The 23,199-nt window shown below is 71.7% G+C and carries 24 protein-coding genes; 8 read left to right on the forward strand and 16 right to left on the reverse strand.

What is annotated here, in order from left to right; translation table 11 throughout:
- Positions 1 to 64: 64 nt before the first annotated feature.
- From argH to LG396_RS16625, 3 genes are all read right to left on the reverse strand, one after another.
- Complete coding sequence (gene argH / locus LG396_RS16615) at positions 65 to 1,525, reverse strand: argininosuccinate lyase (protein ID WP_225795344.1); 1,461 nt, start codon at positions 1,523 to 1,525, stop codon at positions 65 to 67.
- On the reverse strand, positions 1,522 to 2,718 hold the full coding sequence (locus tag LG396_RS16620) for an argininosuccinate synthase (RefSeq protein WP_018836804.1): 1,197 nt from the start codon (positions 2,716 to 2,718) through the stop codon (positions 1,522 to 1,524). Before LG396_RS16620 ends, argH begins: the two co-directional genes overlap by 4 nt.
- A 142-nt stretch (positions 2,719 to 2,860) precedes the next feature.
- Positions 2,861 to 4,468, reverse strand: a complete 1,608-nt coding sequence (locus tag LG396_RS16625; RefSeq protein WP_037750913.1) for an SLC13 family permease — start codon at positions 4,466 to 4,468, stop codon at positions 2,861 to 2,863.
- Positions 4,469 to 4,553: 85 nt separating this feature from the next.
- Between LG396_RS16625 and LG396_RS16630 the strand changes: the two genes are divergently transcribed.
- From LG396_RS16630 to LG396_RS16640, 3 genes are all read left to right on the forward strand, one after another.
- Positions 4,554 to 5,609 (forward strand): tartrate dehydrogenase, encoded by a 1,056-nt coding sequence (locus LG396_RS16630; protein WP_225795345.1) that lies wholly within the window; start codon positions 4,554 to 4,556, stop codon positions 5,607 to 5,609.
- 109 nt (positions 5,610 to 5,718) lie between these two features.
- Positions 5,719 to 6,303, forward strand: coding sequence for a pyridoxamine 5'-phosphate oxidase family protein (locus LG396_RS16635; protein ID WP_225795346.1), 585 nt, complete (start codon positions 5,719 to 5,721; stop codon positions 6,301 to 6,303).
- A gap of 20 nt (positions 6,304 to 6,323) precedes the next feature.
- Entirely contained in the window at positions 6,324 to 6,878 is a 555-nt protein-coding gene (locus LG396_RS16640; protein ID WP_225795347.1) for a GNAT family N-acetyltransferase, read from the forward strand.
- Between the two features lie 45 nt (positions 6,879 to 6,923).
- Here the strand turns inward: LG396_RS16640 and LG396_RS16645 are convergent, their stop codons facing one another.
- The 7 genes from LG396_RS16645 to argC form a co-directional block, all read right to left on the reverse strand.
- Positions 6,924 to 7,484 (reverse strand): TetR/AcrR family transcriptional regulator, encoded by a 561-nt coding sequence (locus LG396_RS16645; RefSeq protein WP_225795348.1) that lies wholly within the window; start codon positions 7,482 to 7,484, stop codon positions 6,924 to 6,926.
- Complete coding sequence (locus LG396_RS16650) at positions 7,474 to 7,797, reverse strand: DMT family transporter (RefSeq protein ID WP_018852873.1); 324 nt, start codon at positions 7,795 to 7,797, stop codon at positions 7,474 to 7,476. Before LG396_RS16650 ends, LG396_RS16645 begins: the two co-directional genes overlap by 11 nt.
- Before the next feature lie 134 nt (positions 7,798 to 7,931).
- Positions 7,932 to 8,456, reverse strand: coding sequence for an arginine repressor (locus LG396_RS16655; RefSeq protein ID WP_018836811.1), 525 nt, complete (start codon positions 8,454 to 8,456; stop codon positions 7,932 to 7,934).
- Between the two features lie 23 nt (positions 8,457 to 8,479).
- Positions 8,480 to 9,697 (reverse strand): acetylornithine transaminase, encoded by a 1,218-nt coding sequence (locus tag LG396_RS16660; protein WP_225795349.1) that lies wholly within the window; start codon positions 9,695 to 9,697, stop codon positions 8,480 to 8,482.
- Complete coding sequence (gene argB, locus LG396_RS16665; protein WP_018836813.1) at positions 9,694 to 10,644, reverse strand: acetylglutamate kinase; 951 nt, start codon at positions 10,642 to 10,644, stop codon at positions 9,694 to 9,696. Before argB ends, LG396_RS16660 begins: the two co-directional genes overlap by 4 nt.
- Complete coding sequence (gene argJ, locus LG396_RS16670) at positions 10,641 to 11,807, reverse strand: bifunctional glutamate N-acetyltransferase/amino-acid acetyltransferase ArgJ (RefSeq protein ID WP_037750926.1); 1,167 nt, start codon at positions 11,805 to 11,807, stop codon at positions 10,641 to 10,643. The genes argB and argJ overlap by 4 nt, the downstream gene beginning before the upstream one ends.
- Positions 11,804 to 12,832: an N-acetyl-gamma-glutamyl-phosphate reductase gene (gene argC / locus LG396_RS16675; RefSeq protein WP_225795390.1), complete on the reverse strand. Its 1,029-nt coding sequence runs from the start codon at positions 12,830 to 12,832 to the stop codon at positions 11,804 to 11,806. The genes argJ and argC overlap by 4 nt, the downstream gene beginning before the upstream one ends.
- Positions 12,833 to 12,959: 127 nt before the next feature.
- Between argC and LG396_RS16680 the strand changes: the two genes are divergently transcribed.
- On the forward strand, positions 12,960 to 13,154 hold the full coding sequence (locus LG396_RS16680; protein WP_018852870.1) for a hypothetical protein: 195 nt from the start codon (positions 12,960 to 12,962) through the stop codon (positions 13,152 to 13,154).
- A gap of 72 nt (positions 13,155 to 13,226) precedes the next feature.
- Here the strand turns inward: LG396_RS16680 and LG396_RS16685 are convergent, their stop codons facing one another.
- Positions 13,227 to 13,595 carry a hypothetical protein gene (locus tag LG396_RS16685; RefSeq protein WP_100298398.1) on the reverse strand — a complete coding sequence of 123 codons (369 nt, stop codon included), beginning with the start codon at positions 13,593 to 13,595 and terminating at the stop codon, positions 13,227 to 13,229.
- A 976-nt stretch (positions 13,596 to 14,571) separates the two neighbouring features.
- Here LG396_RS16685 and LG396_RS16690 point away from each other — a divergent pair.
- Together LG396_RS16690 and LG396_RS16695 are read left to right on the forward strand one after the other, a co-directional pair.
- Positions 14,572 to 15,504, forward strand: coding sequence for a S8 family serine peptidase (locus LG396_RS16690; RefSeq protein ID WP_225795350.1), 933 nt, complete (start codon positions 14,572 to 14,574; stop codon positions 15,502 to 15,504).
- A 265-nt stretch (positions 15,505 to 15,769) separates the two neighbouring features.
- The gene (locus LG396_RS16695) at positions 15,770 to 16,756 is read left to right on the forward strand and encodes a cyanobactin maturation protease PatG family protein (RefSeq protein ID WP_225795351.1); all 987 of its coding nucleotides are present in this window, start codon (positions 15,770 to 15,772) and stop codon (positions 16,754 to 16,756) included.
- Positions 16,757 to 16,790: 34 nt separating this feature from the next.
- Here the strand turns inward: LG396_RS16695 and LG396_RS16700 are convergent, their stop codons facing one another.
- The 4 genes from LG396_RS16700 to LG396_RS16715 form a co-directional block, all read right to left on the reverse strand.
- Positions 16,791 to 17,333, reverse strand: a complete 543-nt coding sequence (locus tag LG396_RS16700; RefSeq protein WP_225795352.1) for a DapH/DapD/GlmU-related protein — start codon at positions 17,331 to 17,333, stop codon at positions 16,791 to 16,793.
- A 184-nt stretch (positions 17,334 to 17,517) separates the two neighbouring features.
- Entirely contained in the window at positions 17,518 to 19,275 is a 1,758-nt protein-coding gene (locus tag LG396_RS16705; protein ID WP_225795353.1) for a GMC oxidoreductase, read from the reverse strand.
- Between the two features lie 127 nt (positions 19,276 to 19,402).
- Positions 19,403 to 19,978: a histidine phosphatase family protein gene (locus tag LG396_RS16710; RefSeq protein ID WP_026276304.1), complete on the reverse strand. Its 576-nt coding sequence runs from the start codon at positions 19,976 to 19,978 to the stop codon at positions 19,403 to 19,405.
- Between the two features lie 21 nt (positions 19,979 to 19,999).
- A complete protein-coding gene (locus LG396_RS16715; RefSeq protein WP_100298404.1) occupies positions 20,000 to 20,464 on the reverse strand; it encodes a GNAT family N-acetyltransferase in 465 nt (154 codons plus the stop codon).
- Positions 20,465 to 20,595: 131 nt separating this feature from the next.
- Here LG396_RS16715 and LG396_RS16720 point away from each other — a divergent pair, with 131 nt between their 5' ends.
- Entirely contained in the window at positions 20,596 to 20,799 is a 204-nt protein-coding gene (locus LG396_RS16720) for a DUF1918 domain-containing protein (RefSeq protein ID WP_037750937.1), read from the forward strand.
- A 60-nt stretch (positions 20,800 to 20,859) separates the two neighbouring features.
- Here LG396_RS16720 and LG396_RS16725 read toward each other — a convergent pair whose 3' ends face one another.
- Positions 20,860 to 22,137: a glycoside hydrolase family 10-like protein gene (locus LG396_RS16725; protein WP_443729180.1), complete on the reverse strand. Its 1,278-nt coding sequence runs from the start codon at positions 22,135 to 22,137 to the stop codon at positions 20,860 to 20,862.
- A gap of 183 nt (positions 22,138 to 22,320) precedes the next feature.
- On the opposite strand from LG396_RS16725, the gene LG396_RS16730 reads away from it, so the two are divergent.
- Complete coding sequence (locus LG396_RS16730; RefSeq protein ID WP_018836826.1) at positions 22,321 to 23,178, forward strand: 3-hydroxybutyryl-CoA dehydrogenase; 858 nt, start codon at positions 22,321 to 22,323, stop codon at positions 23,176 to 23,178.
- The last annotated feature ends 21 nt before the right edge of the window (positions 23,179 to 23,199 follow it).

Below are 23,199 nucleotides of genomic sequence, written 5' to 3' on the forward strand. Positions count from 1 at the left end.
AGAAGACGAGCCGCGCCCGGGCGCGCCCGACACGGGTTTCCGCCGTGCCGGGCCGCCCGCTCCGCTACGCCCCGGGGCCGGCCTGCCGCGTCGCCGCCGCCCACCGCACCTGCGCGGCCACGTCCTGCTTGACCTCGGCGAGCTGCACCGCGACCGCCGCGGGGGCGGTGCCGCCGCGGGCGTCGCGCGCGGCGAGGGCGCCGGGGACGGTGAGCACGGTGCGCACCTCGGGCGTCAGATGCGGCGAGACCTTCGCGAACTGCTCGTCCGTGAGCTGGTCCAGCTCGATGCCCTCTGCCTCGCAGACCTTGACGCACTCCCCCGCGCTCTCGTGCGCGACGCGGAACGGCACGCCCTGCTTGACCATCCACTCGGCGATGTCGGTGGCCAGCGAGAAGCCGGCCGGGGCCAGCTCCTCCAGCCGCTCCCGGTTGACCGTGAGCGTGGCCATCATGCCGGTGAAGGCGGGCAGCAGGACCTCCAGGGTGTCGATGGAGTCGAAGACCGGCTCCTTGTCCTCCTGCAGATCGCGGTTGTACGCGAGCGGGAGGGCCTTGAGCGTCGCCATCAGCCCGGTGAGGTTGCCGATGAGCCGGCCCGACTTGCCGCGCGCCAGCTCGGCGATGTCCGGGTTCTTCTTCTGCGGCATGATCGAGCTGCCGGTGGAGAAGGAGTCGTGCAGGGTGACGAAGGAGAACTCCTTCGTGGCCCAGAGGATGACCTCCTCCGCGATGCGGGAGACGTCGATGCCGATCATCGCGGTGACGAACGCGAACTCCGCGGCGAAGTCCCGGGCCGCCGTGCCGTCGATGGAGTTGCCCGACGAGCCGCGCTCGAAGCCCAGCTCCGCGGCGACGGCCTCGGGGTCCAGGCCCAGCGAGGAGCCGGCGAGCGCGCCGGACCCGTAGGGCGAGACGGCCGTGCGCTCGTCCCACTGCCGCAGCCGCTCGGCGTCCCGGGAGAGCGCCTGGGCGTGCGCGAGCACGTGGTGGGCGAAGAGGACGGGCTGCGCGTGCTGGAGGTGCGTACGGCCCGGCATGGCGACGTCCGGGTGCGCCTCGGCGAGGCCGACGAGGGCCTCCTGCAGCTCGGCGAGCAGGCCGCCGAGGGTGCGGGCGTGGTCGCGCAGGTACATCCGGAAGAGGGTGGCGACCTGGTCGTTGCGGGACCGGCCGGCGCGCAGCTTGCCGCCCAGCTCCGGGCCGAGCCGCTCCAGCAGGCCGCGTTCGAGCGCGGTGTGCACGTCCTCGTCGGCGATGGTGGCGGTGAACACGCCGGTCTGGACGTCCGTCTCCAGGTGGTCGAGCCCTGCGAGCATCCGCGTCAGCTCGTCCGGGGTCAGCAGACCGGCCCGGGACAGCACCCGCGCGTGCGCGCGGGAGCCGGCGATGTCGTACGGGGCGAGCCGCATGTCGAAGTGGACGGACGCGGAGAGCCGCTCCAGCGCCGCGGCGGGGCCGTCGGCGAACCGGCCGCCCCAGAGCTTCACGTCCTGCGGCGGCGTGCCGGGGGCGTCGTCGCTCACTGGGCCAGGTCCCGGCCGGCCGCGATCTTCGAGGACAGGCCGAAGATCTCGATGAAGCCCTTGGACATCGACTGGTCGAAGGTGTCACCCGTGTCGTACGTCGCGAGGTTGAAGTCGTACAGCGAGGCGGGCGAGCGCCGGCCGGTGACGACGGCCCTGCCGCCGTGCAGCGTCATCCTGATCTCGCCGGTGACGTGCTCGTTCGCCTCCTGGATGAAGCCGTCCAGGGCCCGCTTGAGCGGCGAGAACCACAGGCCGTCGTAGACCAGCTCGCCCCACCGCTGCTCGACCTGCCGCTTGTAGCGCGCCAGCTCCCGCTCGACGGTGACGTTCTCCAGCTCCTGGTGGGCGGTGATCAGCGCGATGGCGCCGGGCGCCTCGTAGACCTCCCGGGACTTGATGCCCACGAGCCGGTCCTCGACCATGTCGATCCGGCCGACGCCCTGGGCGCCGGCCCGCTCGTTGAGCTGCTGGATGGCCTGCAGCACGGTCACGGGGCGGCCGTCGAGGGCCACGGGCACGCCGCGCTCGAAGGTGACGACGACCTCGTCGGCCTCGCGGGCCGCGGCGGGGTTCTGGGTGTACTCGTAGACGTCCTCGATCGGGGCGTTCCAGATGTCCTCCAGGAAGCCGGTCTCGACGGCCCGGCCGAAGACGTTCTGGTCGATCGAGTACGGCGACTTCTTGGTGGTCGCGATGGGCAGGCCCTTCTCCTCGCAGAAGGCGATGGCCTTGTCCCGGGTCATGGCGTAGTCCCGGACGGGGGCGATGCACTTCAGGCCCGGGGCCAGGGAGGAGATGCCGGCCTCGAACCGCACCTGGTCGTTGCCCTTGCCGGTGCAGCCGTGGGCGACGGTGCCGGCGCCGTGCTTCTCGGCGGCGGCGACGAGGTGCTTGACGATGGTGGGCCGGGAGAGCGCGGAGACCAGCGGGTAGCGGTCCATGTACAGGGCGTTGGCCTTGATCGCCGGGAGGCAGTACTCGTCGGCGAACTCGTCCCTGGCGTCGGCGACCTCGGCCTCCACGGCGCCGCAGGCCAGCGCGCGCTTGCGGATCACGTCGAGGTCCTCGCCGCCCTGGCCGACGTCCACGGCGACGGCGACGACCTCGGCACCCGTCTCCTCGGCGATCCAGCCGATGGCGACGGAGGTGTCCAGGCCGCCCGAGTAGGCGAGTACGACGCGCTCGGTCACGGGAGTCTCCTTAGGATGCATACGCTGACCGGAATAAGTATGCAGCACTCCGTATGGTTCGTCAAAACGCCGCGCCCGCGGCGGGCCGCCCGGCCGGAGGACAGTGCCTCCGGCCGGGCGGTACGGACTCCGTGGAGCCCCGCTAGCCGATGCCGGTGACCTCCACCATCAGCGGCAGCCCCAGGATGATCAGGATGATGCCGAGGACGTCGAAGCCCGCCCCGGAGCGGATCATCGTGGTGATCGGCACGACGCCGGAGCCGTAGGCGATGGCGTTCTGCGGCGTCGAGACCGGCAGCATGAAGCCGAAGGACGCGGCGAAGGTCGCGGCCAGCGCCGGCACGAACGGATCGACCTCGGCGGCCATGGCGATCGGGATGATGATGGGCACCACCACCGCCGCCGAGGCCGTGTTGCTCGTTGTCTCCGAGACGATCACCGCCAGCACCGCCGCGAAGACCGTGATGGTGAAGACGCTGGAGAAGCCGAGCAGGTCGTTGGACTCCTTGCCGATGGTCTCGGCCAGGCCGGTGTCCGCGAGCAGCGAGCCGAAGATGATGCCGGTGCCGAAGAGCAGGATCGTGCCCCAGTCGATACGGGCCGCGTCGCTCCAGTTGAGGGTGGACTCGCGGCGCGCCCAGTTCGTCGGCAGGATGAACAGCAGCGCGGCGCCGAGCACGGCGACGATGCCCTCGTCGAGCCGGTCGCTGACGGTGGTGTACGCGGACGCCTCGGTGCCCACGGCGAGCGCCACGATGCCCGGGGTGATCCACAGCGCCACGGTGATGCCGAAGGCGATCAGCGTGTTCCACTCGGCGCGCGAGAACTTGCCGAGCGCCGCGCGCTGCTCGCGCACGTACTCCTCCACGCCCTCGATCCGCCGGATCTCCGGCTTGTTGAGCAGCAGCAGGACGACGACCAGGACGACGAACATGCAGGCGCACAGCGGCAGCGCGGTGGCCGTCCACTCGGCGAAGGAGATCTTCTCGCCGGTCGCCTCCTCGATCAGGCCGCGGCCGATGAGGTTGGGCGGGCTGCCCACCGGGGTGAGCAGGCCGCCGACGCTGGCGCCGTACGCGAGCATGAGCACCAGCGCGGCGCCGATGCGCAGCCGCGTGGGGTCGAAGTCCTGCTCCACCAGGCCGCGGTCCTGGAGCATCTTGGCGATGACCGTGAGGATGCCCAGGGCGGTGGGCAGCAGCATCGCCACCGTCGCGGTGTTGGAGACGAACGCCGACAGCAGGCAGGTGATCACGCCGAAGGCGGCGATCAGCCGGAACGTCGAGCGGCCGACCCCCGGCAGGCCCAGGATCCAGAACGCGAACCGGCGGGCCACGCCGTGCTTGAGCATCGCCTGGGCGAGGATGAACGCGCCGATGAACGTGAAGATGGTCGAGGACCCGAAGGGGGCCAGCGCGTCGTCCGGCGGCACCACGCCGAGGACGACGATCGCGCCGACGCCGATGAGCCCGCCCACCGGGATCGGCACGGGCTCGGTGACCCACAGCACGATGACGCCGAGCAGGATGCCGGCCAGTGTCTGCTGGCTCGACGCCATGTCGAGCGGGAGCGCGAGGAATATGACGGAGACCAGCGGGGCCAGCCAGAAGCCGGTGGTCCGCCGCCCCCGCTCGAACTTCTCCTCCTGCGGCGAGAGTTTCTGCTCACCGAGACTGCGGTATGTCGCGTGGCCGAGCAGTGCCTGCTCGACGTCGGTCTTGGTAGGTTGCGCCGTTTCGTCGGACTTCATCGTCCCTCCGGATAACCGTGCGGCCTGGCTTACATTCAGGGCTGCTCCGTAAGGTGGGGCACAACTCGGCTGAGGGGAAGGGGTCATGACAACACATCGGATCGCGGTCATCCCCGGGGACGGCATCGGGCAGGAGGTCACGCCCGCCGCACTGGAGGTGCTGGACGCCGTCGGACGGCGGCACGGCGTGGAGTTCGCGTACACCGGCCTCGACTGGTCCTGCGAGCGCTACCGGCGCGAGGGCGCCATGATGCCGGAGGACGGCATCGAGCGGCTGCGCGCGTACGACGCGGTGTTCCTCGGCGCCGTCGGGGCGCCCGGCGTGCCGGACCACGTCTCGCTGTGGGGCCTGCTCATCCCCGTCCGCCGCGCCTTCCGGCAGTACGTGAACCTCCGGCCCGTCAAGGTCTTCGAGGGCATCGAGAGCCCGCTGCGCGGCGCCGGCCCCGGCGACGTGGACCTGGTCGTGGTGCGCGAGAACACCGAGGGCGAGTACAGCGAGATCGGCGGCAGGCTGCACCGCGGCTTCCCCGAGGAGATGGCCGTCCAGGAGGCCGTCTTCACCCGGGGCGGCGTCACCCGCGTCCTCGACTACGCCTTCGGCCTCGCCGCCCGCCGCACCGGCCGGCTCACCTCGGCGACGAAGTCCAACGGCATCGTGCACACCATGCCGTTCTGGGACGAGCTGGTACGCGAACGGGCCGCGGAGCACCCGAAGGTGACGTGGGACCAGGAGCACATCGACGCGCTCTGCGCCAAGGTCGTCCTCGACCCCGGGCGCTTCGACGTGATCGTCGCCTCCAACCTCTTCGGCGACATCCTCAGCGACCTCACCGCCGCCGTCGCCGGCTCCATCGGCATCGCCCCGTCGGCGAACCTCAACCCCGAGGGCACGTACCCCTCGATGTTCGAGCCGGTGCACGGCTCCGCGCCGGACATCGCGGGCCGCGGCATCGCCGACCCGATCGGCGCCATCTGGTCGGCGGCGCTGATGCTCGACCACCTCGGCCACGAGCGGGCCGGGGCGGAGGTCGTCGGCGCCATCGCCGCGACGCTCGCCGGCACCGATGTCCGCACCCCGGACCTGGAGGGCTCGGCGAGCACGGCGGAGTTCACCGAGGCGGTGATCGCCCGGCTCTGACGGCACGCGGCGCGCGGCGCGCAGGCGTGGCGGAGCGCGGCGCGCGGCCCGCGGTCTCGCACTGCGAAACTCCGCGCGCCGCGGCCGCCCCGCGCCGCACACTCGGCGCATGGGGAAAACGTACGAACGCATCGACGGCCGGCTGCGCGCCTTCATCGAGGCGCAGCACATGTTCTTCACGGCGACCGCGCCACTCGCGGCGGACGGCACCGTGAACCTCTCACCGAAGGGGCTGACGGGCTCGTTCGCCGTCCTCGACGACCGGACCGTGGCCTACCTCGACTTCGCCGGCAGCAACGCCGAGACCATCGCGCACCTGCGGGAGAACGGCAGGATCACGCTGATGTGGTGCGCCTTCCAGGGCCCGCCGAACATCGTGCGGGTGCACGGCAGCGGTGAGCCCGTCTTCCGCGACGACCCGCGCTTCCCCGCCCTGCTCGGGCACTTCCCCGCCATCGACCCGTCCCGGCACGGGCTGCGGGCGGTCGTCGTCGTGACCGCCGAACTGATCCGCGACACCTGCGGCTACGCTGTGCCCTTCATGGCCTACGAAGCCGACCGCGACCTGCACGGCAGGCGGTTCGAGCGGGAGGACGACGCCGGGCTGGACGCGTACTTCCGCAAGAAGGAGCACATCGCCGCCAGCCTCGACGGCCTGCCGGGGCTTCCGCTGCCGCTGCCGCCCACCCCGTGACCGAGAAGAGAGCCGCACTGATGCTGAGCACACCCCTGGCCGAAGGCGCGGAACTGACCACGCTGGAGCCGTGGCAGGCCGCGGAGCTGGTCGCGTTCACCGACCGCAACCGGGCACACCTGGAGCCGTGGCTGCCCTGGGCGCACGCCGTCACCGACGAGGCCGGCGCCCGCCGCTTCCTCCAGGCGTACGCGGACAAGCAGGCCCGCGACGCCGGCCGGATGTTCGCCATCCGGCTGGACGGCGAGCTGGTCGGCGGCATGATCTACCGGCTCTTCGACACCGAGCAGGGCTCCTGCGAGCTGGGCGCCTGGCTGTCGCCGGAGGCGCAGGGCCGCGGGCTGGTCACCCAGGCGTCGCGCCGGATGATCGACTGGGCGGTGGGCGTACGGGGCCTGTCCCGCGTCGAGTGGTTGGTCGACCCGGCGAACAAGGCCAGCATCGCGGTCGCGAAGCGGCTGGGGATGAGCCACGAGGGGACGCTGCGCAGCCTGTTCGAGATGGCGGGGAAGCGGCACGACCTGGAGGTGTGGTCGCTGCTGAGTCACGAGTGGCAGGCAGCGCAGGGCGGTTGAGGCGGTCGCGGTTGCCGGGTCGGGGCGGATCGCCGGCGGGCCGGGTCAGCGGCGGTGCAGTACGTGGTCGACGACCTGCTGGATCTCGGCGGCGGTGAGTGGTTCGGCCCGTAGCAGCGACTGCAGGCTGAGGCCGTCGAGCGCTGCCGAGAACGCGGCGATCGCGACCGGGTCGCCGGTGAACCGCCCGGCGATCTCGGCCAGCAGGCCGTGCCAGCGGCCCAGGAGGGGGCGCAGCCCGGGGTTGCGGGCGGCGTAGAGGTACAGGTCGAACTCCGCGGCGCAGCGCGCGCCGTGCTCGTCCAGGTACGCCGCCAGGTACCGCCCCAGATCGGCGGTGTCGTACTCCTCGGGCAGCGCGGTGGCGAGCGCGGTCGCGTAGGCGTCGACGCTGTCGCGCAGCGCGGCGGCCAGCAGGTCGGCGACGGCGGGGAAGTGGTACGTGGCCACCGACTTGGGCACGCCCGCCTCGGCGGCGACGGCCCGGTGGGTCACCGCGGCGACGCCGCCGCGGCCGATGACGCGGACCGCGGCGGCCAGCAGCAGGCGGCGCCGCTCCTGCCCGCGCTGCACGCGCCCGTCGGCGGCGCCGGGCTCAGTGCGCACCGCCGGCCTCCAGCGCGACGACGCCGGCGGCGACGAGGACGAGTCCGCCGATCTGTACGCCCGTGAGGCCGTCGCCGAGGAAGGCGGCGCCGATGAGCGCGACCAGGGCCACGCCGGCGGCGGCCCAGATGCCGTAGGCGATGCCGATGGACATGCCGCGTTTGAGCACCAGGCTGAGCAGGGTGAAGGCGGTGAGGTAGCCGATGACCACGACGATCGACGGGATGATCTTCGAGAAGCCCTCGGAGAGCCGCAGCGAGACGGTCGCCGTCACCTCGCTGAGGATGGCACCGATCAGGAGCACGTAGGTCATCGTCCGCCCTTCCGTCACAGGGAAACTAACTGGACACCTGTCCAGGTTTCCGAGTGTACGGCAGGACACCGACGGTCTGCGGCTTGTCCCCCGCCACCCCCGGACCGACCTCGCCCCCGCGCGCCCCGCGGGGGTCAGCGTTCGCGTTCGGCCAGTTTCAGGAGGTGGTCTGCCAGGGACTGGCCGCCCGACGGGTCGCGGCTGATGACCATCAGGGTGTCGTCCCCCGCGATCGTGCCGAGGATCGGCGTCAGTTCCGCCGCGTCGATCGCCGACGCCAGGAACTGCGCGGCGCCCGGCGGCGTGCGCAGCACGACGATGTTCGCGGACGCCTCCGCGGAGATGAGGAGTTCGCCGGCCAGGCGCGCCATGCGCTCCTCCTTCGCCGACTCCCCCAGCGGCACCTGCGGGGTGCGGAAGCCGCCCTCGGAGGGGACGGCGTAGATGAGTTCGCCGCCGGTGTTGCGGATCTTCACCGCGCCGAGTTCGTCGAGGTCGCGGGAGAGCGTCGCCTGCGTCACCGTCAGGCCGTCGTCGGCGAGGAGCTTGGCCAGCTGGCTCTGCGAGCGGACCGGCTGCCGGTTCAGGATGTCGACGATCCTGCGGTGGCGTGCCGTGCGCGTGTGCGGCACGGCCGGACCGTTGTACTCCTCGGACATCGTCACCTTCCGGCTCGTCGGGGCTAGGCGGCGGGACCCGCCGCGTCGAGCACGGCGGGCAGCGCGGCGAGCAGGGCGTCCGCCTCCGCCTCACCGAGGATCAGCGGCGGGGCGAGCCGGACCACGTCCGGCGCCACCGCGTTGACCAGGAATCCCGCTGCCTGGGCCGCCTGTTGCACCTGGGGTGCGACGGCCTCGGTGAGCACCATACCGAGCAGCAGTCCCGCGCCTCGCACGTGGTCGACAAGCGGGTGCCCGAGTCGGCCCATTCCGTCCCGCAGCCGCTCCCCCACGCGCTTGACCTGCGCCAGCAGCCCCTCGGACTCGATCACGTCGAGCACCGCGAGCGCAGCGGCGCACGCGACCGGGTTGCCGCCGAAGGTGGAGCCGTGCCTTCCGGGGGTGAAGAGGTCCGCGGCGGGCCCGAAGGCCAGCGTGGCACCGATCGGCAGGCCGCCGCCGAGGCCCTTGGCGAGGGTGACGACGTCCGCCTCCACGCCCTGGGCCTGCGCGGCGAACCAGTGGCCCGTGCGCCCGATGCCCGTCTGCACCTCGTCCAGGACCAGCAGCGCGCCGGCGGCCCGGGTGATCTCGCGGGCGGCGGCGAGATAGCCGTCGGGCGGTACGACGACACCGTTCTCGCCCTGCACCGGCTCGACGATCACCAGCGCCGTGTCCCCGGTGACCGCGGCGCGCAGCGCGTCGGCGTCCCCGTACGGTACGTGCGTGACCTCGCCCGGCAGCGGACCGAAGCCCTCCTGCTTGCCGGGCTGCCCGGTCAGCGCCAGGGCGCCCATGGTGCGGCCGTGGAAGCCGCCCTCGGTGCCCACCATGTGCGTACGGCCCGTCAGCCGGCCGAGCTTGAACGCGGCCTCCACCGCCTCCGCGCCGGAGTTGGAGAAGTACACGCGGCCCGGCCGGCCGGCAAGTTCGAGGAGCCGCTCGGCGAGCGCCACCGGGGGCTCGGCGACGTACAGGTTGGAGACGTGGGCGAGGGTGGCGATCTGCGCCGAGACGGCCTCGACGACCGCCGGGTGGGCGGTGCCGAGGGAGGTGACGGCGATGCCGCCGACGAAGTCGAGGTACTCGTTGCCGTCGGCGTCCCACAGCTTCGCGCCCGCGCCGCGGACCAGCGGCAGGCGGGGGGTGCCGTAGTTGTCCATCAGCGCGCCCTGCCAGCGCGCCGTCAGCTCCGCGTTGCCGCCCGTGCCGCTCGTGTCACCGCTCGTGCCGCCGCTCATGTCGCAGGCCCTTCCGCGTCCGGCACGACCATCGTGCCGATGCCCTCGTCCGTGAAGATCTCCAGCAGGATGGAGTGCGGCACCCGGCCGTCGATGACCCGCGCGGTGTGCACGCCGTTGCGCACCGCGTGCAGGCAGCCCTCCATCTTCGGGACCATGCCGCTGGCCAGGTCGGGCAGCAGCCGCTCCAGCTCGCCGGCGGTGAGCCGGCTGATGACCTCGTCGCTGTCCGGCCAGTTCTCGTAGAGGCCCTCGACGTCGGTGAGGACCATCAGGGTCTCCGCGCCGAGCGCGGCGGCCAGCGCGGCGGCCGCGGTGTCGGCGTTGACGTTGAAGACCTCGCCGGCCGCGTCCGTCTCGTCGGCGGAGCGGGCCACGGAGGAGACGACCGGGATGCGGCCGTCCGCCAGCAGTGCCTCGATCGCGCCGGTGTCGATGTCGGCGACCTCGCCGACGCGGCCGATGTCGACCGGCTCGCCGTCGACCAGCGGGCGGTGCCGGGTGGCGGTGATGGTGTGCGCGTCCTCGCCGGTCAGGCCGACGGCGAAGGGCCCGTGCTCGTTGAGCAGCCCGACCAGCTCGCGCTGCACCTGCCCGGCGAGCACCATCCGTACGACGTCCATCGCTTCCGGCGTCGTCACCCGCAGCCCGGCGCGGAACTCGCTGGCCAGACCGTGCCGGTCGAGCTGGGCGCTGATCTGCGGGCCGCCGCCGTGGACGACGACGGGCCGGAGTCCGGCGTGCCGCAGGAAGACGACGTCCTGGGCGAAGGCGCGCTTCAGGTCGTCGTCGACCATGGCGTTGCCGCCGAACTTGACCACGACGACCTTGCCGTGGTGCCGGGTGAGCCAGGGCAGCGCCTCGATGAGGGTGCGCGCCTTGGGCAGGGCGGTGTGCTTGCGGGTGGGGGTGGCCGGCGCCGCGGCAGGCGCGGAGGTCGTCGTCATGAGCTGTACGCGCTGTTCTCGTGGACGTAGTCGGCGGTCAGGTCGTTGGTCCAGATGACCGCTTCTGCGTCCCCGGCGGCGAGGTCCGCCACGATGTGGACCTCGCGGTAGCGCATGTCGACCAGCTCGCGGTCCTCGCCGAACGAGCCGTTCTTGCAGACCCACACGCCGTTGATCGCCACGTTCAGCCGGTCCGGCTCGAAGGCGGCCGAGGTGGTGCCGATCGCGGCCAGCACGCGGCCCCAGTTGGGGTCCTCGCCGTGGATGGCGCACTTGAGCAGGTTGTTGCGGGCGATGGAGCGGCCGACCTCCACGGCGTCGTCCTCGCCGGCGGCCCCCACGACCTCGACCTTGATCTCCTTGCTGGCGCCCTCGGCGTCGGCGATGAGCTGCCGCCCGAGGCTGTCGCAGACGGCCCGTACCGCCTCGGCGAACTCCGCCTGCCCCGGCCGGAAGCCGCTCGCGCCGGAGGCGAGCAGGAGCACGGTGTCGTTGGTGGACATGGCGCCGTCGGAGTCGACACGGTCGAAGGTGGTGCGGGTCGCGGCGCGCAGCGCGGCGTCCAGCTCGTCCGCGGGCACGTCGGCGTCAGTGGTGAGGACGACGAGCATGGTGGCCAGCCCGGGCGCGAGCATGCCGGCACCCTTGGCCATGCCGCCGACGGTCCAGGTCGCGCCGCCGTCCGCCTCGGCGGTGACGACCGCGGTCTTGTGCACCGTGTCCGTGGTCTTGATGGCGATGGCGGCCTTCTCGCCGCCGTGCGCGGAGAGGTGGGCCGCGGCCTGCCCGATACCGGGCAGCAGCTTGTCCATCGGCAGCAGCGTGCCGATCAGCCCGGTGGACGCCACGGCGACCTCCGCGGCGCTGTGGCCGAGGACCTCGGCGACGCGCTCGGCGGTGGCGTGGGTGTCCTGGAAGCCGCGGGGGCCCGTACAGGCGTTGGCGCCGCCGGAGTTGAGGATCACCGCGGAGACCTCGCCGCCCTTGACCACCTGCTCGGACCAGACGACCGGGGCGGCCTTGACGCGGTTGGCGGTGAAGACGCCGGCGGCGGCGCGTCGCGGCCCCTCGTTGACCACGAGGGCCAGGTCCGGGTTGCCGCTCTCCTTGATCCCGGCGGCGATGCCCGCCGCCGTGAACCCTTTGGCTGCCGTGACGCTCAAGGTGCCACTCCTGTCATAGAGAGCCCCAGCTCCTCAGGGAGTCCGAGGGCGATGTTCATGCTCTGCACCGCACCGCCGGCGGTGCCCTTGGTGAGGTTGTCGATGGCGGTGACCGCGATGATGCGCTGCGCGCTCTCGTCGTACGCGACCTGCAGCAGCGCGGTGTTGGAGCCGGTGACCGCGCCGGTGGCCGGCCACTGGCCGGGCGGCAGCAGCCGGACGAACGGCTCGCCCTGGTACGCCTTCTCGTACGCGGCGCGCACCGCCTCCGCGGTCGTGCCGGGCCGGGCCCGCGCCGTGCTGGTGGCGAGGATGCCGCGGGGCATCGGGGCGAGGGTCGGGGTGAAGGAGACCGTGACCGGCTCGCCCGCGACGGCGCTGAGGTTCTGGCCGATCTCCGGCGTGTGCCGGTGCCCGCCGCCGACGCCGTACGGGCTCATGGAGCCCATCACCTCGCTGGCCAGCAGGTGCGGCTTGAGCGCCTTGCCGGCTCCGGAGGTGCCGGAGGCGGCGACGACGACGGCCTCCGGCTCGGCGAGCCCGGCGGCGTACGCCGGGAACAGGCCGAGGGAGACGGCGGTCGGATAGCACCCGGGCACCGCGATGCGCCGGACCCCGAGGAGCGCGTCGCGGTGCCCGGGCAGCTCGGGCAGCCCGTAGGGCCAGGTGCCGGCGTGGGGCGTGCCGTAGAACCGCTCCCAGTCGGCGGCGTCGGCGAGGCGGTGGTCGGCGCCGCAGTCGACGACGAGCACCTCGTCGCCCAGGTCGGCGGCGACGGCGGCGGACTGCCCGTGCGGCAGCGCGAGGAACACGACGTCGTGCCCGGCGAGCACGGCGGGCGAGGTCTCGGCCAGCTCGCGGCCGGCGAGCGGCGCGAGGTGCGGCTGTATGTCGCCGAGGAGGCGGCCGGCGTTGGCGTGCGCGGTGAGGGCCCCGATCGCGACCCCGGGATGCGCCAGCAGCACCCGCAGCAGTTCCCCGCCCACGTACCCGCTCGCCCCGGCCACTGCCACCCGCACGGTCATCCGCTCCTCCTCGCTCACGGCATGACTATACGGAGAGCAGCAGAGTTATGCAAAGAGGATTTCGGGCCGCCCGCGACGGGCTGAGAGGATCTGCCGCATCGAACGGACGGACTCAGGGGTGGAGAACATGATCGTTGCGGTACTGCTGGGCGTCCTGGCGCTGGTGGTCTTCGGGTGCGTGTGCGTGGTGTGGGCGGCGCGCGGCGGGCCCGGCTGGGTCCGCGCCGTGGCGGCCGTGACGCTCGCCGCGGGCAAGCTGGTGCGCCGCTCCGGCCCGAACCGGCCCGCCGCCCACGGCGAGACCGCCGGCGCGGAGGACTGAAGCGCGTCACCGGCGCCGACCGTCCCGCAGACAGGCCGGTGCCGTGGATTCCCGCAGATCGCGCTACGGGCTCTACGCGCTCAGCAACTGATCGAACGTCGTGACGTTGGTCCCGTAGCGCGTGTTCGATCCGCTCACGATCGCCGCCTGCAGGACGTCGGACCTCACGTCCGCGACCTGCCGCGGGGAGGCGACGCCGGGTGTGTGCTCGTAGTTCCAGACCACGACGTCGAGGTACACGGGCGCTTTGAGCCGGTGCTGCATGCCGAGGACGGCTTCGGCGATCGCCGGGTAGGGGGTGTCGGGGTTGACCAGCCACTGACGCAGGTCGCTCGCGGGGACACTGAAATCCACGCCGATCCCGGCCATCTCGTTGATGACTCGATCGAGAACCTGCGCGAGCGTGTTCCTGGCGCGTAGAACTTCAGGCGGTTCAGGCATCGCTCATCCTCTCCACTGGTTCGGACACGGGCCCAGTTCATGTGGGCTCCTCCGGCTAGTTCACACATGCAGCAGCGCAACCGCTGCCACAGCATTTGATGCCCGGTGCGCAGCAAGTAGTGGAGTTGAGACACTCCTTCCATCCCGCGGGGCATCCCCCTGCCGGCTTCGGGATGGACTCCACATCCGTCGAAGGCGGAGTGACCGGTCCGAAGGGCGGGAAGGAGCACTGGCCGTTCTGGCACAGCATGCCCCCTTGGCACCCGCACTCATTGCCGCAGCAGTTGGCGGCTGCGGGGCAGCAGCTCGACCCGCAGCATTTCTCGCCGGGGCCGCAGCACTTCCCACCGCAGACGCTCTGGCCTGCGGGACAGCATCCGTTGCGGGCGTTGGGGTCTCCTTCGTCGACGCATGCCTCGCCGGAGTCGCAACAGCCGGCTTCGGGGCCGGATGCGTCGAACTCGCAGAGTTTGGGGCAGCAACTGCTCCCAGGAATCTTCTGCCTTCCTACGCACCCGAGCTGCGCCACCGCGATCGCCGGGGGGAAGATGGCGAAAAAGGAATGTTCCAGGCAATTCTCGAGCACCGAATTACATTTATCCATGGTCGCACGGCCAGGAGAATAGGCCGGCGTTACCGTTTGATCCAGCACTCCGGGTCCGCCGGCGGGCGCTCTTTCCGGTGGACGATAACGCCCGACTCCTTGGTACAGGGAGTGCGCGGCCGAAAAACCGGGGAGAGTCATGGCAACCCCCTCTTGTTCGCATTGGGTACGGCGAACCATCGATACACGAGGAAGAAATTCGCGCACCGGCCCGATCGATGTTTTTTATCGGTCGACTCGGGGAGCGGGCCCTGATCTCCAGTCGGCTCCCCCTGAGATCTGCCGTTCCTCCATGGTCCACCTCACCGCGGGGACTCGCAAGCAGGCGCCGTCGATGTGCGATCCGCATTTCCCGGGGATACGCTGGCCGCGATGCCGTTCGGTCGGCTCGACGAGGCGGTGTGTGTGAAATCGACCAATGTCCAGCCAATGGAGGCGGCACTGTCTCTGGTGTCGCTGCCTCCCTTGATGGAGAGAACCCACGGTGCCCCTTCCCTGCGGGTCGGCATCATCGACGGCCCCATGACATCGGACCACCCCGGCCTCGAGACCGCACGGGTACACGATCTGAACCCGGCGCAATTCCCGCCGGGCTCCGCGCAGAGCTTCGCCGCACAGCACGCGACCGCCACCGCGGCCATTCTGGCGGGGAACCGGGATCAGGGAATTCCCAGTGTCTGCCCCGGGGTGACCCTCCTCAGCCGACCGATCTTCACGCCCCGGTCGGCACGGGCTTCGGCCGGCCCCGCGGAACTCGCCGAGGCGATCGTCGAGGTGACACAAGCGGGAGCACATGTCCTCAATATGAGTCTGTCGGTCGCACCGGGACCGCGCACCGGTCTGCTCGCGGTCGAGCGGGCACTCGACCACGCCGCCGGTCGCGGCGTGGTCATGGTCGCGGCCTCCGGCGACGGGAGATCCGTCAACAGCACGGTCATCACCGGGCATCCGGCGGTGATACCCGTGGTGGCCTGCGATCCGCGGGGCCGCCCCGCGCAGGGTGCCAACCTCGGACGTTCCGTCGGCCGTCGCGGTCTGACCGCGTCGGGAGACGGGCTCGTGAGTCTGAGCATCGACGGAGCCCCGAGGGGATTCGGCGGATCCAGCGCGGCAACGGCCGTCGTGACCGGTGCGATCGCCCTGCTGCGGTCGCTGTTCCCCGGCGCGCCGGGTGAGGTCGTCAGGCACGCCGTGCTGCGGTCCGCGGGCCCCCGGACATCGGTGGTGCCGCCGCTGCTGGACGCCTGGCGCGCATACGAAATGTTGCATGCCACAACCTGTCGCCGGGAGGCGCAAAGTGGGTGAAACTGAGAAGGCCGACAAGAAGTCAGCACGCGTCACACTGCCCAACTTCGTCAGTGACGAAGACATCGGGCTCGGCGACCTCGTCAGCCGGGTCACGCGCTCCGTCGTGCACCGCCCCTGCCAAGGGTGCGAACAGCGGTCGGAGAAACTCAACGGCTGGCTTCAATTCCACGGCCGACGGGGTGGGAGCAGCTGACTCGCCGACGTGGAGTCGCCGGCCCCCGCACCCGCGTCGCAAACCCCGGACTGAAGGAGTGGGAAACCCATGGACGCGAATGAGACGCACCTGGAACCGGAAGAAGCCCCCGCCCCGCAGCAGCCCGATCCGCCGCCCCCGAGTGTCGAAGCGGCCTCCCCGCCGCCGTCTCCCCCGCCCCAGGGAAGCGGTGCAGCCCATTCCCATACGGTCAGCCACGGCGGTGAGAGCGCCTGCCCCTGCTCGGGCGGCGGAAATCCCGGGGGCGCGGCGAAATACGGCGACGACAGCGAGTACGTCTACGCGGTCGGCCGGATAGAACCGCGCATTCCCAGCCTGAGCGTCGAGAAGGAGATCGCGCAGGCGATGGGGAGGGCCGAGACCGTCGACCTCACCGACCGGCAGGCGCTGTTCTCCGTCCTGAACGAGCCGCAGAACCGGTATCTCGCCAGGCAGATCTGCTACGTACTGACCGTCCACGGCCTGGAGACCTATCTCGTGCTCCCGCGGGACACGGCGGACTTCCCGGTGCTGGTCGACACTCTGGGGTCGGCGCTGCGGCCGGCCGACCGCCACGTGCTCATCGGCCTGCGCGGCCCCATCGCCCCGCCGACCCTCTGCAACGGGCTGAACCTGCCCGTCGTCGGCCTCGACCAGTTGTACGTCTTCGATGTCGACTCGCTCGTGGGATCGCTGCCCAAGCCGGATTCCGTCGACGAAGCGCCGTTCCGCGCGGCGGCGGAGGAACTCTTCGAGCGGGTGATGCAGGTCGCCGACAACGCCGGCTCGTCCGACGAGCACCGGGCGATGAACTACCTCGCGGTGCGCTATCCGCAGATATACGCCAAGACCGCGGAGGCATTCGCGGAAGGCCAGGCTCTGACGGCGATCGAATCGCGCCCGTCGCGCCTCTCCGGCACCCGGAGGATCCTCGACATCCTGCTGTCGTACACCGACCGCAGCACCGACGTGACCGAGAAGTTCTTCGTCCGGGTGGACGTCACCGAGGAGTTCCCGTTCCTGGTGACGAAGCTCTCCCCCTACTACGACCGCTGACCGTGCGCCGCCCGCCGGCCTGCTGTCGGGGTCGTCACCAGCGCCGCTGCACGGTTGCCTTGCCGCCGGTCACCAGGCTGGCCGGCGGCACGTCGTCGGCCACGACCGCGCCGGCGGCGACCACTGCGTCACGCCCGATGCTGACGCCGGGCAGGATGGTGGCGCCGGCGCCGATCCACACGTTCTCCGCGACGTCGATGGGGGCGCCGGTGAGGTACAGCCGCCGCTCCCCGGGGTCGACCGGGTGGCCGCTGGTGATGAACGTGGCCTTCGGGCCGATCATCACGCGCTCGCCGATCCGGATCCCCGCGTAGTCCAGGAACGTGCAGTTCTGGTTGATGAACACGCGCTCGGCGAGGTCGAGTCGGAGGCCGTGGTCCGTGTAGAACGGCGGATAGATCGTGACCCTCGGCGGCAGCGGCTTGCCGAGGATCTGCTCGAACAGGTCCGCCTTGCCTGCTTCGTCCTCGAACGGCATGACGTTGAGGCGGGACGTCAGCCCGGTGACCCGCAGGACCCTCTCGGCCATGGCCTGGAACTCGGCGCTGTGGATGCGCATGAGACGGTCGCTGGACACGCCACGATCCTTTCCGGTGTACCGGTGACCGGCAGGACCCACCCACCGCCGCGACGGCACTCTATGCGACGGCCGCCGGGCCGCCGAGGGGACGTCCGGATCCGGCGCCGCCCCGCTCCGCGGCGAACTCGGAGAGGGTCGTCGCGGGCGCCGCGGCCCGGGCCGGCCTCCGCCGGACCGCCGCTCAGCTCTTCGGCGGAACCTCCGGGACCGGCAGCAGCAGGGCGCCGAACGCGCCCGCCGGGACTGCCGGCCGGTGCGGGGGCACCGGGCGGAGGCGGGTGTACGGGCGGTCCTGGGCGGGCCGGCTGTCCGCCTCGCCCTTGTTGGGCCACAGCGCCATCGCACGCTCCGCCTGCGCCGTGATCGTCAGCGACGGGTTCACGCCGAGGTTCGCGGAGACCGCGGAGCCGTCCACGACGGAGATCCCCGGGTGGCCGTACAGCCGGTGGTACGGGTCGATGACGCCGTGCTCGGCGTCCTCGCCGATCGGGCAGCCGCCGAGGAAGTGCGCGGTCAGCGGGGTCCCCATCAGCTCGCCGAGGTTGGTGCCCGGCAGGCCGCCGATCTGCTCGGCGAGCTGCCGCGCCGCCTCCGCGCCCTCCGGCAGGTGCACCGGGTTGGGCGCCCCGTGGCCCTGGCGGGCCGTCAGCAGGCCCTTGCCGAGGCCCTTGTCCTTCAGGTAGGTGGTCAGCGAGTTGTCGTGGGTCTGCATGACGAGCCCGATGATGGTCCGCTCGGACCACCGGTACGTCGTGGCCGTCCGCGCCACGAGCACCGGGTGGCGCAGGTACGCGCCGACCACGCGCAGCGCCTTCGGCAGCTTCCCCGCGGGCTTGAACTGCGGCACGCACAGCAGTGCCATCGCGTTGGAGCCCTTGCCGTAGCGGACGTTCTCGATGTGCGTGGTGGCGTTGGGGTGGATCGAGGAGGTGATGGCCACGCCCTTGGTGAAGTCCAGCTCGCCCGCGCCGCGCTTCTTGCGGTACGTCCGCGGGAAGGTCACCGCGCCCACCAGCGCCTCGGAGTTGGTGCGGGTCAGCTCGCCGAGGCGGGGGGAGAGCCCGGGCAGCCGTCCGGTGGTCTTCATGCGGTGCAGCAGCGTCTGCGTGCCGTACGTGCCCGCCGCGACCACCACGCGGTCGCAGCGCAGCACCTCACGCTTGCCGCGGCGGCGCTTGTTCGTGGCCACGGTGGTCACCTCGTAGCCGCCGCCGGAGACCTCGTGCACGTCGACGACGGTGGTGAGCGGGTGGATGACCGCGCCGCGCCGCTCGGCGAGGTAGAGGTAGTTCTCCGTCAGGGTGTTCTTCGCGCCGTAGCGGCAGCCGGTCATGCACGAGCCGCACTGCAGGCACGCGGCGCGCTCCGGCCCTGCGCCGCCGAAGTACGGGTCGGGGACGGTCTCCCCGGGGGCGGCCTTGCTCTCGCCGCCGGCGTCGCGCCCGTCGCCGTAGAAGACGCCGACGGGGGTGAGCCGGAAGGAGTCGCCGACGCCCATGCGCTCGGCGGTGGCCTTCAGGTACGTGTCCGCCTCGGTGGTCGTCGGGTTCTCCCGGACGCCGAGCATCCGCTGCGCCTGGTCGTAGTACGGGGCCAACTCCTCCTGCCAGTCGGTGATGTGGCCCCACTGCCGGTCCTTGAAGAAGGCGGGCGGCGGCACGTAGAGGGTGTTGGCGTAGTTGAGCGAGCCGCCGCCCACGCCGGCGCCGGCGAGCACCATGACGTTGCTGAGCAGGTGGATGCGCTGGATGCCGTAGAGGCCGAGTGCGGGGGCCCACAGGTAGTCGCGCAGCCGCCAGGAGTTCTTGGGCAGCTCCTCGCGGGCGAATCTGCGTCCGGCCTCCAGTACGCCGACCTTGTAGCCCTTCTCGGTCAGCCGCAGGGCGGCCACCGAGCCGCCGAAGCCGGAACCGATCACGATCACGTCGTACGAGCTCATCGCTGGCCGCTCCTCGCACCCGTCGCTGCGCAACCTACTTGACAGTAGACTTACCTACCCGTAGGGAGTTGGCAATGGCCCGGACATCATCTGCCCGCAGCGCCGCGGCGTCCACTCGCCCCGGCGCTCACACCCAGCTGTCGACGTGCAGGCTCCACCGTCCGGGGCGGCCCGTCAGGCTGATCGTCGACAGCGGCATCACGTCGACGTGCCAGTACGAGGCGGGCGGCGCCTTCAGCGCGTAGACCAGCGCCGCGCGCATGACCGACGGCTCGGTGACGGCGAGGACGTGGGTGCCGTCGTCCACCGGCCGGGTGTCCAGCCAGCCCCCTATCCGCTGGATGAACGCGATCAGCGGCTCGCCGCCGTGCGGCGCCGCGTGCGGATCCGCGAGCCAGGCGTCCACGTCGCGCGGCTCCGTCATCATCACCTCCTCCAGCGTGCGGCCCCGCCACCGGCCCATGTCGCAGTCGCGCAGCGCGAGTTGGGCCAGCGGCGCGAGGCCGAGCACCCGGCCGGTCTCGCGGGAGCGCTGGGTGGGCGAGCAGTACCGCAACTCGGCGGCGGCCAGCGGGGAGAACACCGGAACGGCGCGCTCGGCCGCCACCCAGCCCTCCGCGTCCAATGGCCGGTCGTCGTCGAAGCGCTCCGCGAGCCGCGAGGAGTTGCGGGCCGCGGCGAGCAACGTGAGACGAACGTTCATGCGGTGATGGTAGGAGCGCGGTCAGGCTCTGCCCAGAGCCATCCACTGGGTCGGATCGGCCAGCGGTGCGAAGCCGAACCTCGCGTAGACCCCGTGGGCGTCGCCGGTCGCCAGCAGGACGCGGCGCAGCCGGTACGGCGCGAGGTGGTCGCGGACGGCCGCGACCAGGCCGGTGCCGACGCCGGCGCCGCGGGCCTCGCGGGCCACGTACACGTCGCAGAGCCAGGCGAAGGTGGCGCGGTCGGTGACGACGCGGGCGTACGCGACCTGCCCGCCACCGCGGGCGGCGCCGCCGTCGGCGCCGCCCGGGTCGGCTGCCGGGGCGTAGACGCCGAAATTCAGGGAGTGGTCGATCGCGGTGTCCTGCTGCGCGCGGCTGCGGCCCAGCGCCCAGTAGGCGTCGGTGGACAGCCAGTGGTGGACGAGCGCGCGGTCCAGCCGGGCGGGGTCGGTGGAGACCTCGTAGGGCGCGGGTACGTGAGCCATGGGCAGAGCCTGGCACGCGGTGCATGGCCCGTACACCGGAATCCTCCGGGAGCCAAGAGCGGCGCGCGACCGTAGACTGGCCGTCACAGAACCCACCATTTAGTGACGAGCCGGACAGGGAGGTCGACCCCATGCAGGCTGAAGTGGGCGACAAGCTGTGTGTGCACGGCCGCGTCGTCGGTCAGGAGGACCGGACGGCGGAGATCGTCGAAGTCATGGGCGCAGCCGGCGCACCGCCCTACCGGGTGCGGTTCGACGACGGCCACGAGGCGCTGGTGTCGCCCGGCCCGGACTCCGTGGTCCGGCATCGGGACCGGGAGTCCGGGCAGGGCTGACGTCCGCGGCCGCGGGTGGCGGTGCGGCCGGGACGGCGGAGGGCCGGCGCGGGCGCGCCGTCAGCAGCGCGGCGTCGGCGCCGGCTGCCCGTAGTGGTCGGCGACGAGCCTGCTGACCGCGCCCAGCGGGTCCTGCGGCAACAGCTTCGCGGAGAAGTACATGTTGCCCTGGACCTCCGGGTAGCCCTGGCAGAACGTCAGGTGACGGGACAGCTCAGCCGGGTCGAACCACGCCTCGGGCTGGCCGGCGGCGCCGACCTTGTACAGCGCCTCGCCGATGTAGAGGTTGACGCCGGTGCCCGCGACCACGTCGTTCCACCACGGCACGATCTTGGCGTAGTCGGCGACCGCGAAGCCGATGTTCCAGTACACCTGCGGGACGATGTAGTCGATCCAGCGCTCGCGCACCCACTTGCGGGTGTCGGCGTAGAGGTTGTCGTACGTCTGCGTGCCCGCCTGGGTGTCGGAGCCCTCGGGGTCGGTGGCCGCGTTGCGCCAGACCGCGAACGGGCTGACGCCGAACTGCACGTTCCGCTTCGTCCGCTTGATGGCCCGGCCCAGCTCGTAGACCAGCAGGTCGACGTTGTTGCGCCGCCAGTCGGCCTTGTCTGCGAACCCGCCGCCGTACTTCCGGTACGTCTCCTCGTCGGCGAACTCCTGGCCCGCGACCGGGTACGGGTAGAAGTAGTCGTCGAAGTGCACGGCGTCGATGTCGTAGCGGCGTACGGCGTCGAGGATGCACTGCTGGACGAAGCGCCGGACCTGCGGCACCCCCGGGTCGTAGTAGATCTTGCCGCCGTACGGGACGACCCAGTCGGGGTGCTTGTTCGCCGGGTGCCCGGGGACGAGCTTCTCCGCGAGCGCATCGTTGCGCACCCGGTAGGGGTTGAACCAGGCGTGCAGTTCGAGACCGCGCCGGTGCGCCTCGCGCACGGCGAAGCCGAGCGGGTCCCAGCCCGGGTCGGTGCCCTGGGTCCCGGAGAGCCACTCCGACCACGGCTCGTACGGCGACGGCCACATCGCGTCCGCCGTCGGCCGGGCCTGGAAGACCACGGTGTTCAGCCGCAGGTCCGCCGCCTCGTCGAGCCGGGCCAGCAGCTGGCGCTGCTGCTCGGCCGCGCTCAGGCCCTGCTGGACCGGCCAGTCGATGTTGGCCACCGTGGCCACCCACGAGCCGCGCATCTGCCCGGCCGGGCGGCCGTGGCCGCGCCCTGCCGCGCCGGCCGGGGCCGCCATCGCGTCGCCGGCCACGGTCACCGCGGACAGCGCGCCCACCGCCGCGGCGCCGAACCGGCGCCGGCTGAGGTGGTGCGGTCTATCGGGAGTACTGCTCCCCATCTGGATCCTCCGAGTGTCGCCGAGAACAAGAATCCGACTGAGCCAAGTGGTCTGAACCACTCGTCAGTTGCGGCACATCCTCGCGTCCTGCCTCACCCGGGGACAAGAGCCATGCGCTACGCGGGTAACGTCGGGGGTCCGAAAGGGTTGCTCACACGGCAGGACGAGGGACGAGGAGAGACATTGACCGACATCGAACGCGTCGGAGTGGTCGGATCCGGCCAGATGGGCTCGGGCATCGCCGAGGTGTGTGCCCGCTCCGGCCTTCAGGTCGTCGTCGCCGAGACCACCGGTGACGCCCTGGAACTGGGCCGTACCCGCGTCAGCAACTCCCTCGCCAAGGCGGCGGAGCGCGGAAAGATCAGCGAGGCGGAGCGGGACCGGGCGAAGGCCGCGCTGAGCTTCACGACCGATCTGGGAGAGCTTGCGGACAGCGACCTCGTGATCGAGGCCGTGGTGGAAAACGAGCAGGTCAAGACCGAAATCTTCCAGATTCTCGATCAGGTCGTCATCCGCCAGGACGCCGTCCTCGCCTCCAACACCTCGTCCATCCCGATCGTCAAGCTCGCCGTCGCCACCTCGCGGCCGGAGCAGGTCATCGGCATGCACTTCTTCAACCCCGCGCCCGTCCAGCGCCTCGTCGAGCTGATCCCGGCGCTGACGACCAGCGACGAGACGCTCAAGCGGACCGAGGCGCTGGCCCGCGACGTGCTCGGCAAGCACGCCATCCGGGCCCAGGACCGCTCCGGGTTCGTGGTCAACGCGCTGCTGATCCCCTATCTGCTGTCCGCGGTCCGGATGTTCGAGTCGGGCATCGCGACGCGCGAGGACATCGACAACGGGATGGAGCTGGGCTGCGCCCACCCGATGGGGCCGCTGAAGCTCGCGGACCTCATCGGCCTCGACGTCGTCGTCTCGGTGGCCGAGTCGATGTACGAGGAGTACAAGGAGCAGTTGTACGCGACGCCGCCGCTGCTGGCGCGGATGGTCGAGGCCGGGCGCCTGGGCCGGAAGTCGGGCGCCGGCTTCTACGCCTACTGAGTACGCGGCGGCCGGGCCGGA

The organism is Streptomyces aculeolatus, from assembly GCF_020400605.1.
GTDB classification, from domain to species: Bacteria; Actinomycetota; Actinomycetes; order Streptomycetales; family Streptomycetaceae; genus Streptomyces; species Streptomyces aculeolatus.

What these genes read in the sequence shown, in the direction of transcription:
- LG396_RS16625 (WP_037750913.1), bottom strand. Translation starts at nt 4,468, where the DNA reads ATGAAGTCCGACGAAACGGCGCAACCTACCAAGACCGACGTCGAGCAG.
- LG396_RS16630 (WP_225795345.1), top strand. Translation starts at nt 4,554, where the DNA reads ATGACAACACATCGGATCGCGGTCATCCCCGGGGACGGCATCGGGCAG.
- LG396_RS16635 (WP_225795346.1), top strand. Translation starts at nt 5,719, where the DNA reads ATGGGGAAAACGTACGAACGCATCGACGGCCGGCTGCGCGCCTTCATC.
- LG396_RS16640 (WP_225795347.1), top strand. Translation starts at nt 6,324, where the DNA reads ATGCTGAGCACACCCCTGGCCGAAGGCGCGGAACTGACCACGCTGGAG.
- LG396_RS16650 (WP_018852873.1), bottom strand. Translation starts at nt 7,797, where the DNA reads ATGACCTACGTGCTCCTGATCGGTGCCATCCTCAGCGAGGTGACGGCG.
- LG396_RS16655 (WP_018836811.1), bottom strand. Translation starts at nt 8,456, where the DNA reads ATGTCCGAGGAGTACAACGGTCCGGCCGTGCCGCACACGCGCACGGCA.
- LG396_RS16660 (WP_225795349.1), bottom strand. Translation starts at nt 9,697, where the DNA reads ATGAGCGGCGGCACGAGCGGTGACACGAGCGGCACGGGCGGCAACGCG.
- argB (WP_018836813.1), bottom strand. Translation starts at nt 10,644, where the DNA reads ATGACGACGACCTCCGCGCCTGCCGCGGCGCCGGCCACCCCCACCCGC.
- argC (WP_225795390.1), bottom strand. Translation starts at nt 12,832, where the DNA reads ATGACCGTGCGGGTGGCAGTGGCCGGGGCGAGCGGGTACGTGGGCGGG.
- LG396_RS16680 (WP_018852870.1), top strand. Translation starts at nt 12,960, where the DNA reads ATGATCGTTGCGGTACTGCTGGGCGTCCTGGCGCTGGTGGTCTTCGGG.
- LG396_RS16685 (WP_100298398.1), bottom strand. Translation starts at nt 13,595, where the DNA reads ATGCCTGAACCGCCTGAAGTTCTACGCGCCAGGAACACGCTCGCGCAG.
- LG396_RS16690 (WP_225795350.1), top strand. Translation starts at nt 14,572, where the DNA reads ATGCCGTTCGGTCGGCTCGACGAGGCGGTGTGTGTGAAATCGACCAAT.
- LG396_RS16695 (WP_225795351.1), top strand. Translation starts at nt 15,770, where the DNA reads ATGGACGCGAATGAGACGCACCTGGAACCGGAAGAAGCCCCCGCCCCG.
- LG396_RS16705 (WP_225795353.1), bottom strand. Translation starts at nt 19,275, where the DNA reads ATGAGCTCGTACGACGTGATCGTGATCGGTTCCGGCTTCGGCGGCTCG.
- LG396_RS16710 (WP_026276304.1), bottom strand. Translation starts at nt 19,978, where the DNA reads ATGAACGTTCGTCTCACGTTGCTCGCCGCGGCCCGCAACTCCTCGCGG.
- LG396_RS16715 (WP_100298404.1), bottom strand. Translation starts at nt 20,464, where the DNA reads ATGGCTCACGTACCCGCGCCCTACGAGGTCTCCACCGACCCCGCCCGG.
- LG396_RS16720 (WP_037750937.1), top strand. Translation starts at nt 20,596, where the DNA reads ATGCAGGCTGAAGTGGGCGACAAGCTGTGTGTGCACGGCCGCGTCGTC.
- LG396_RS16725 (WP_443729180.1), bottom strand. Translation starts at nt 22,137, where the DNA reads ATGGGGAGCAGTACTCCCGATAGACCGCACCACCTCAGCCGGCGCCGG.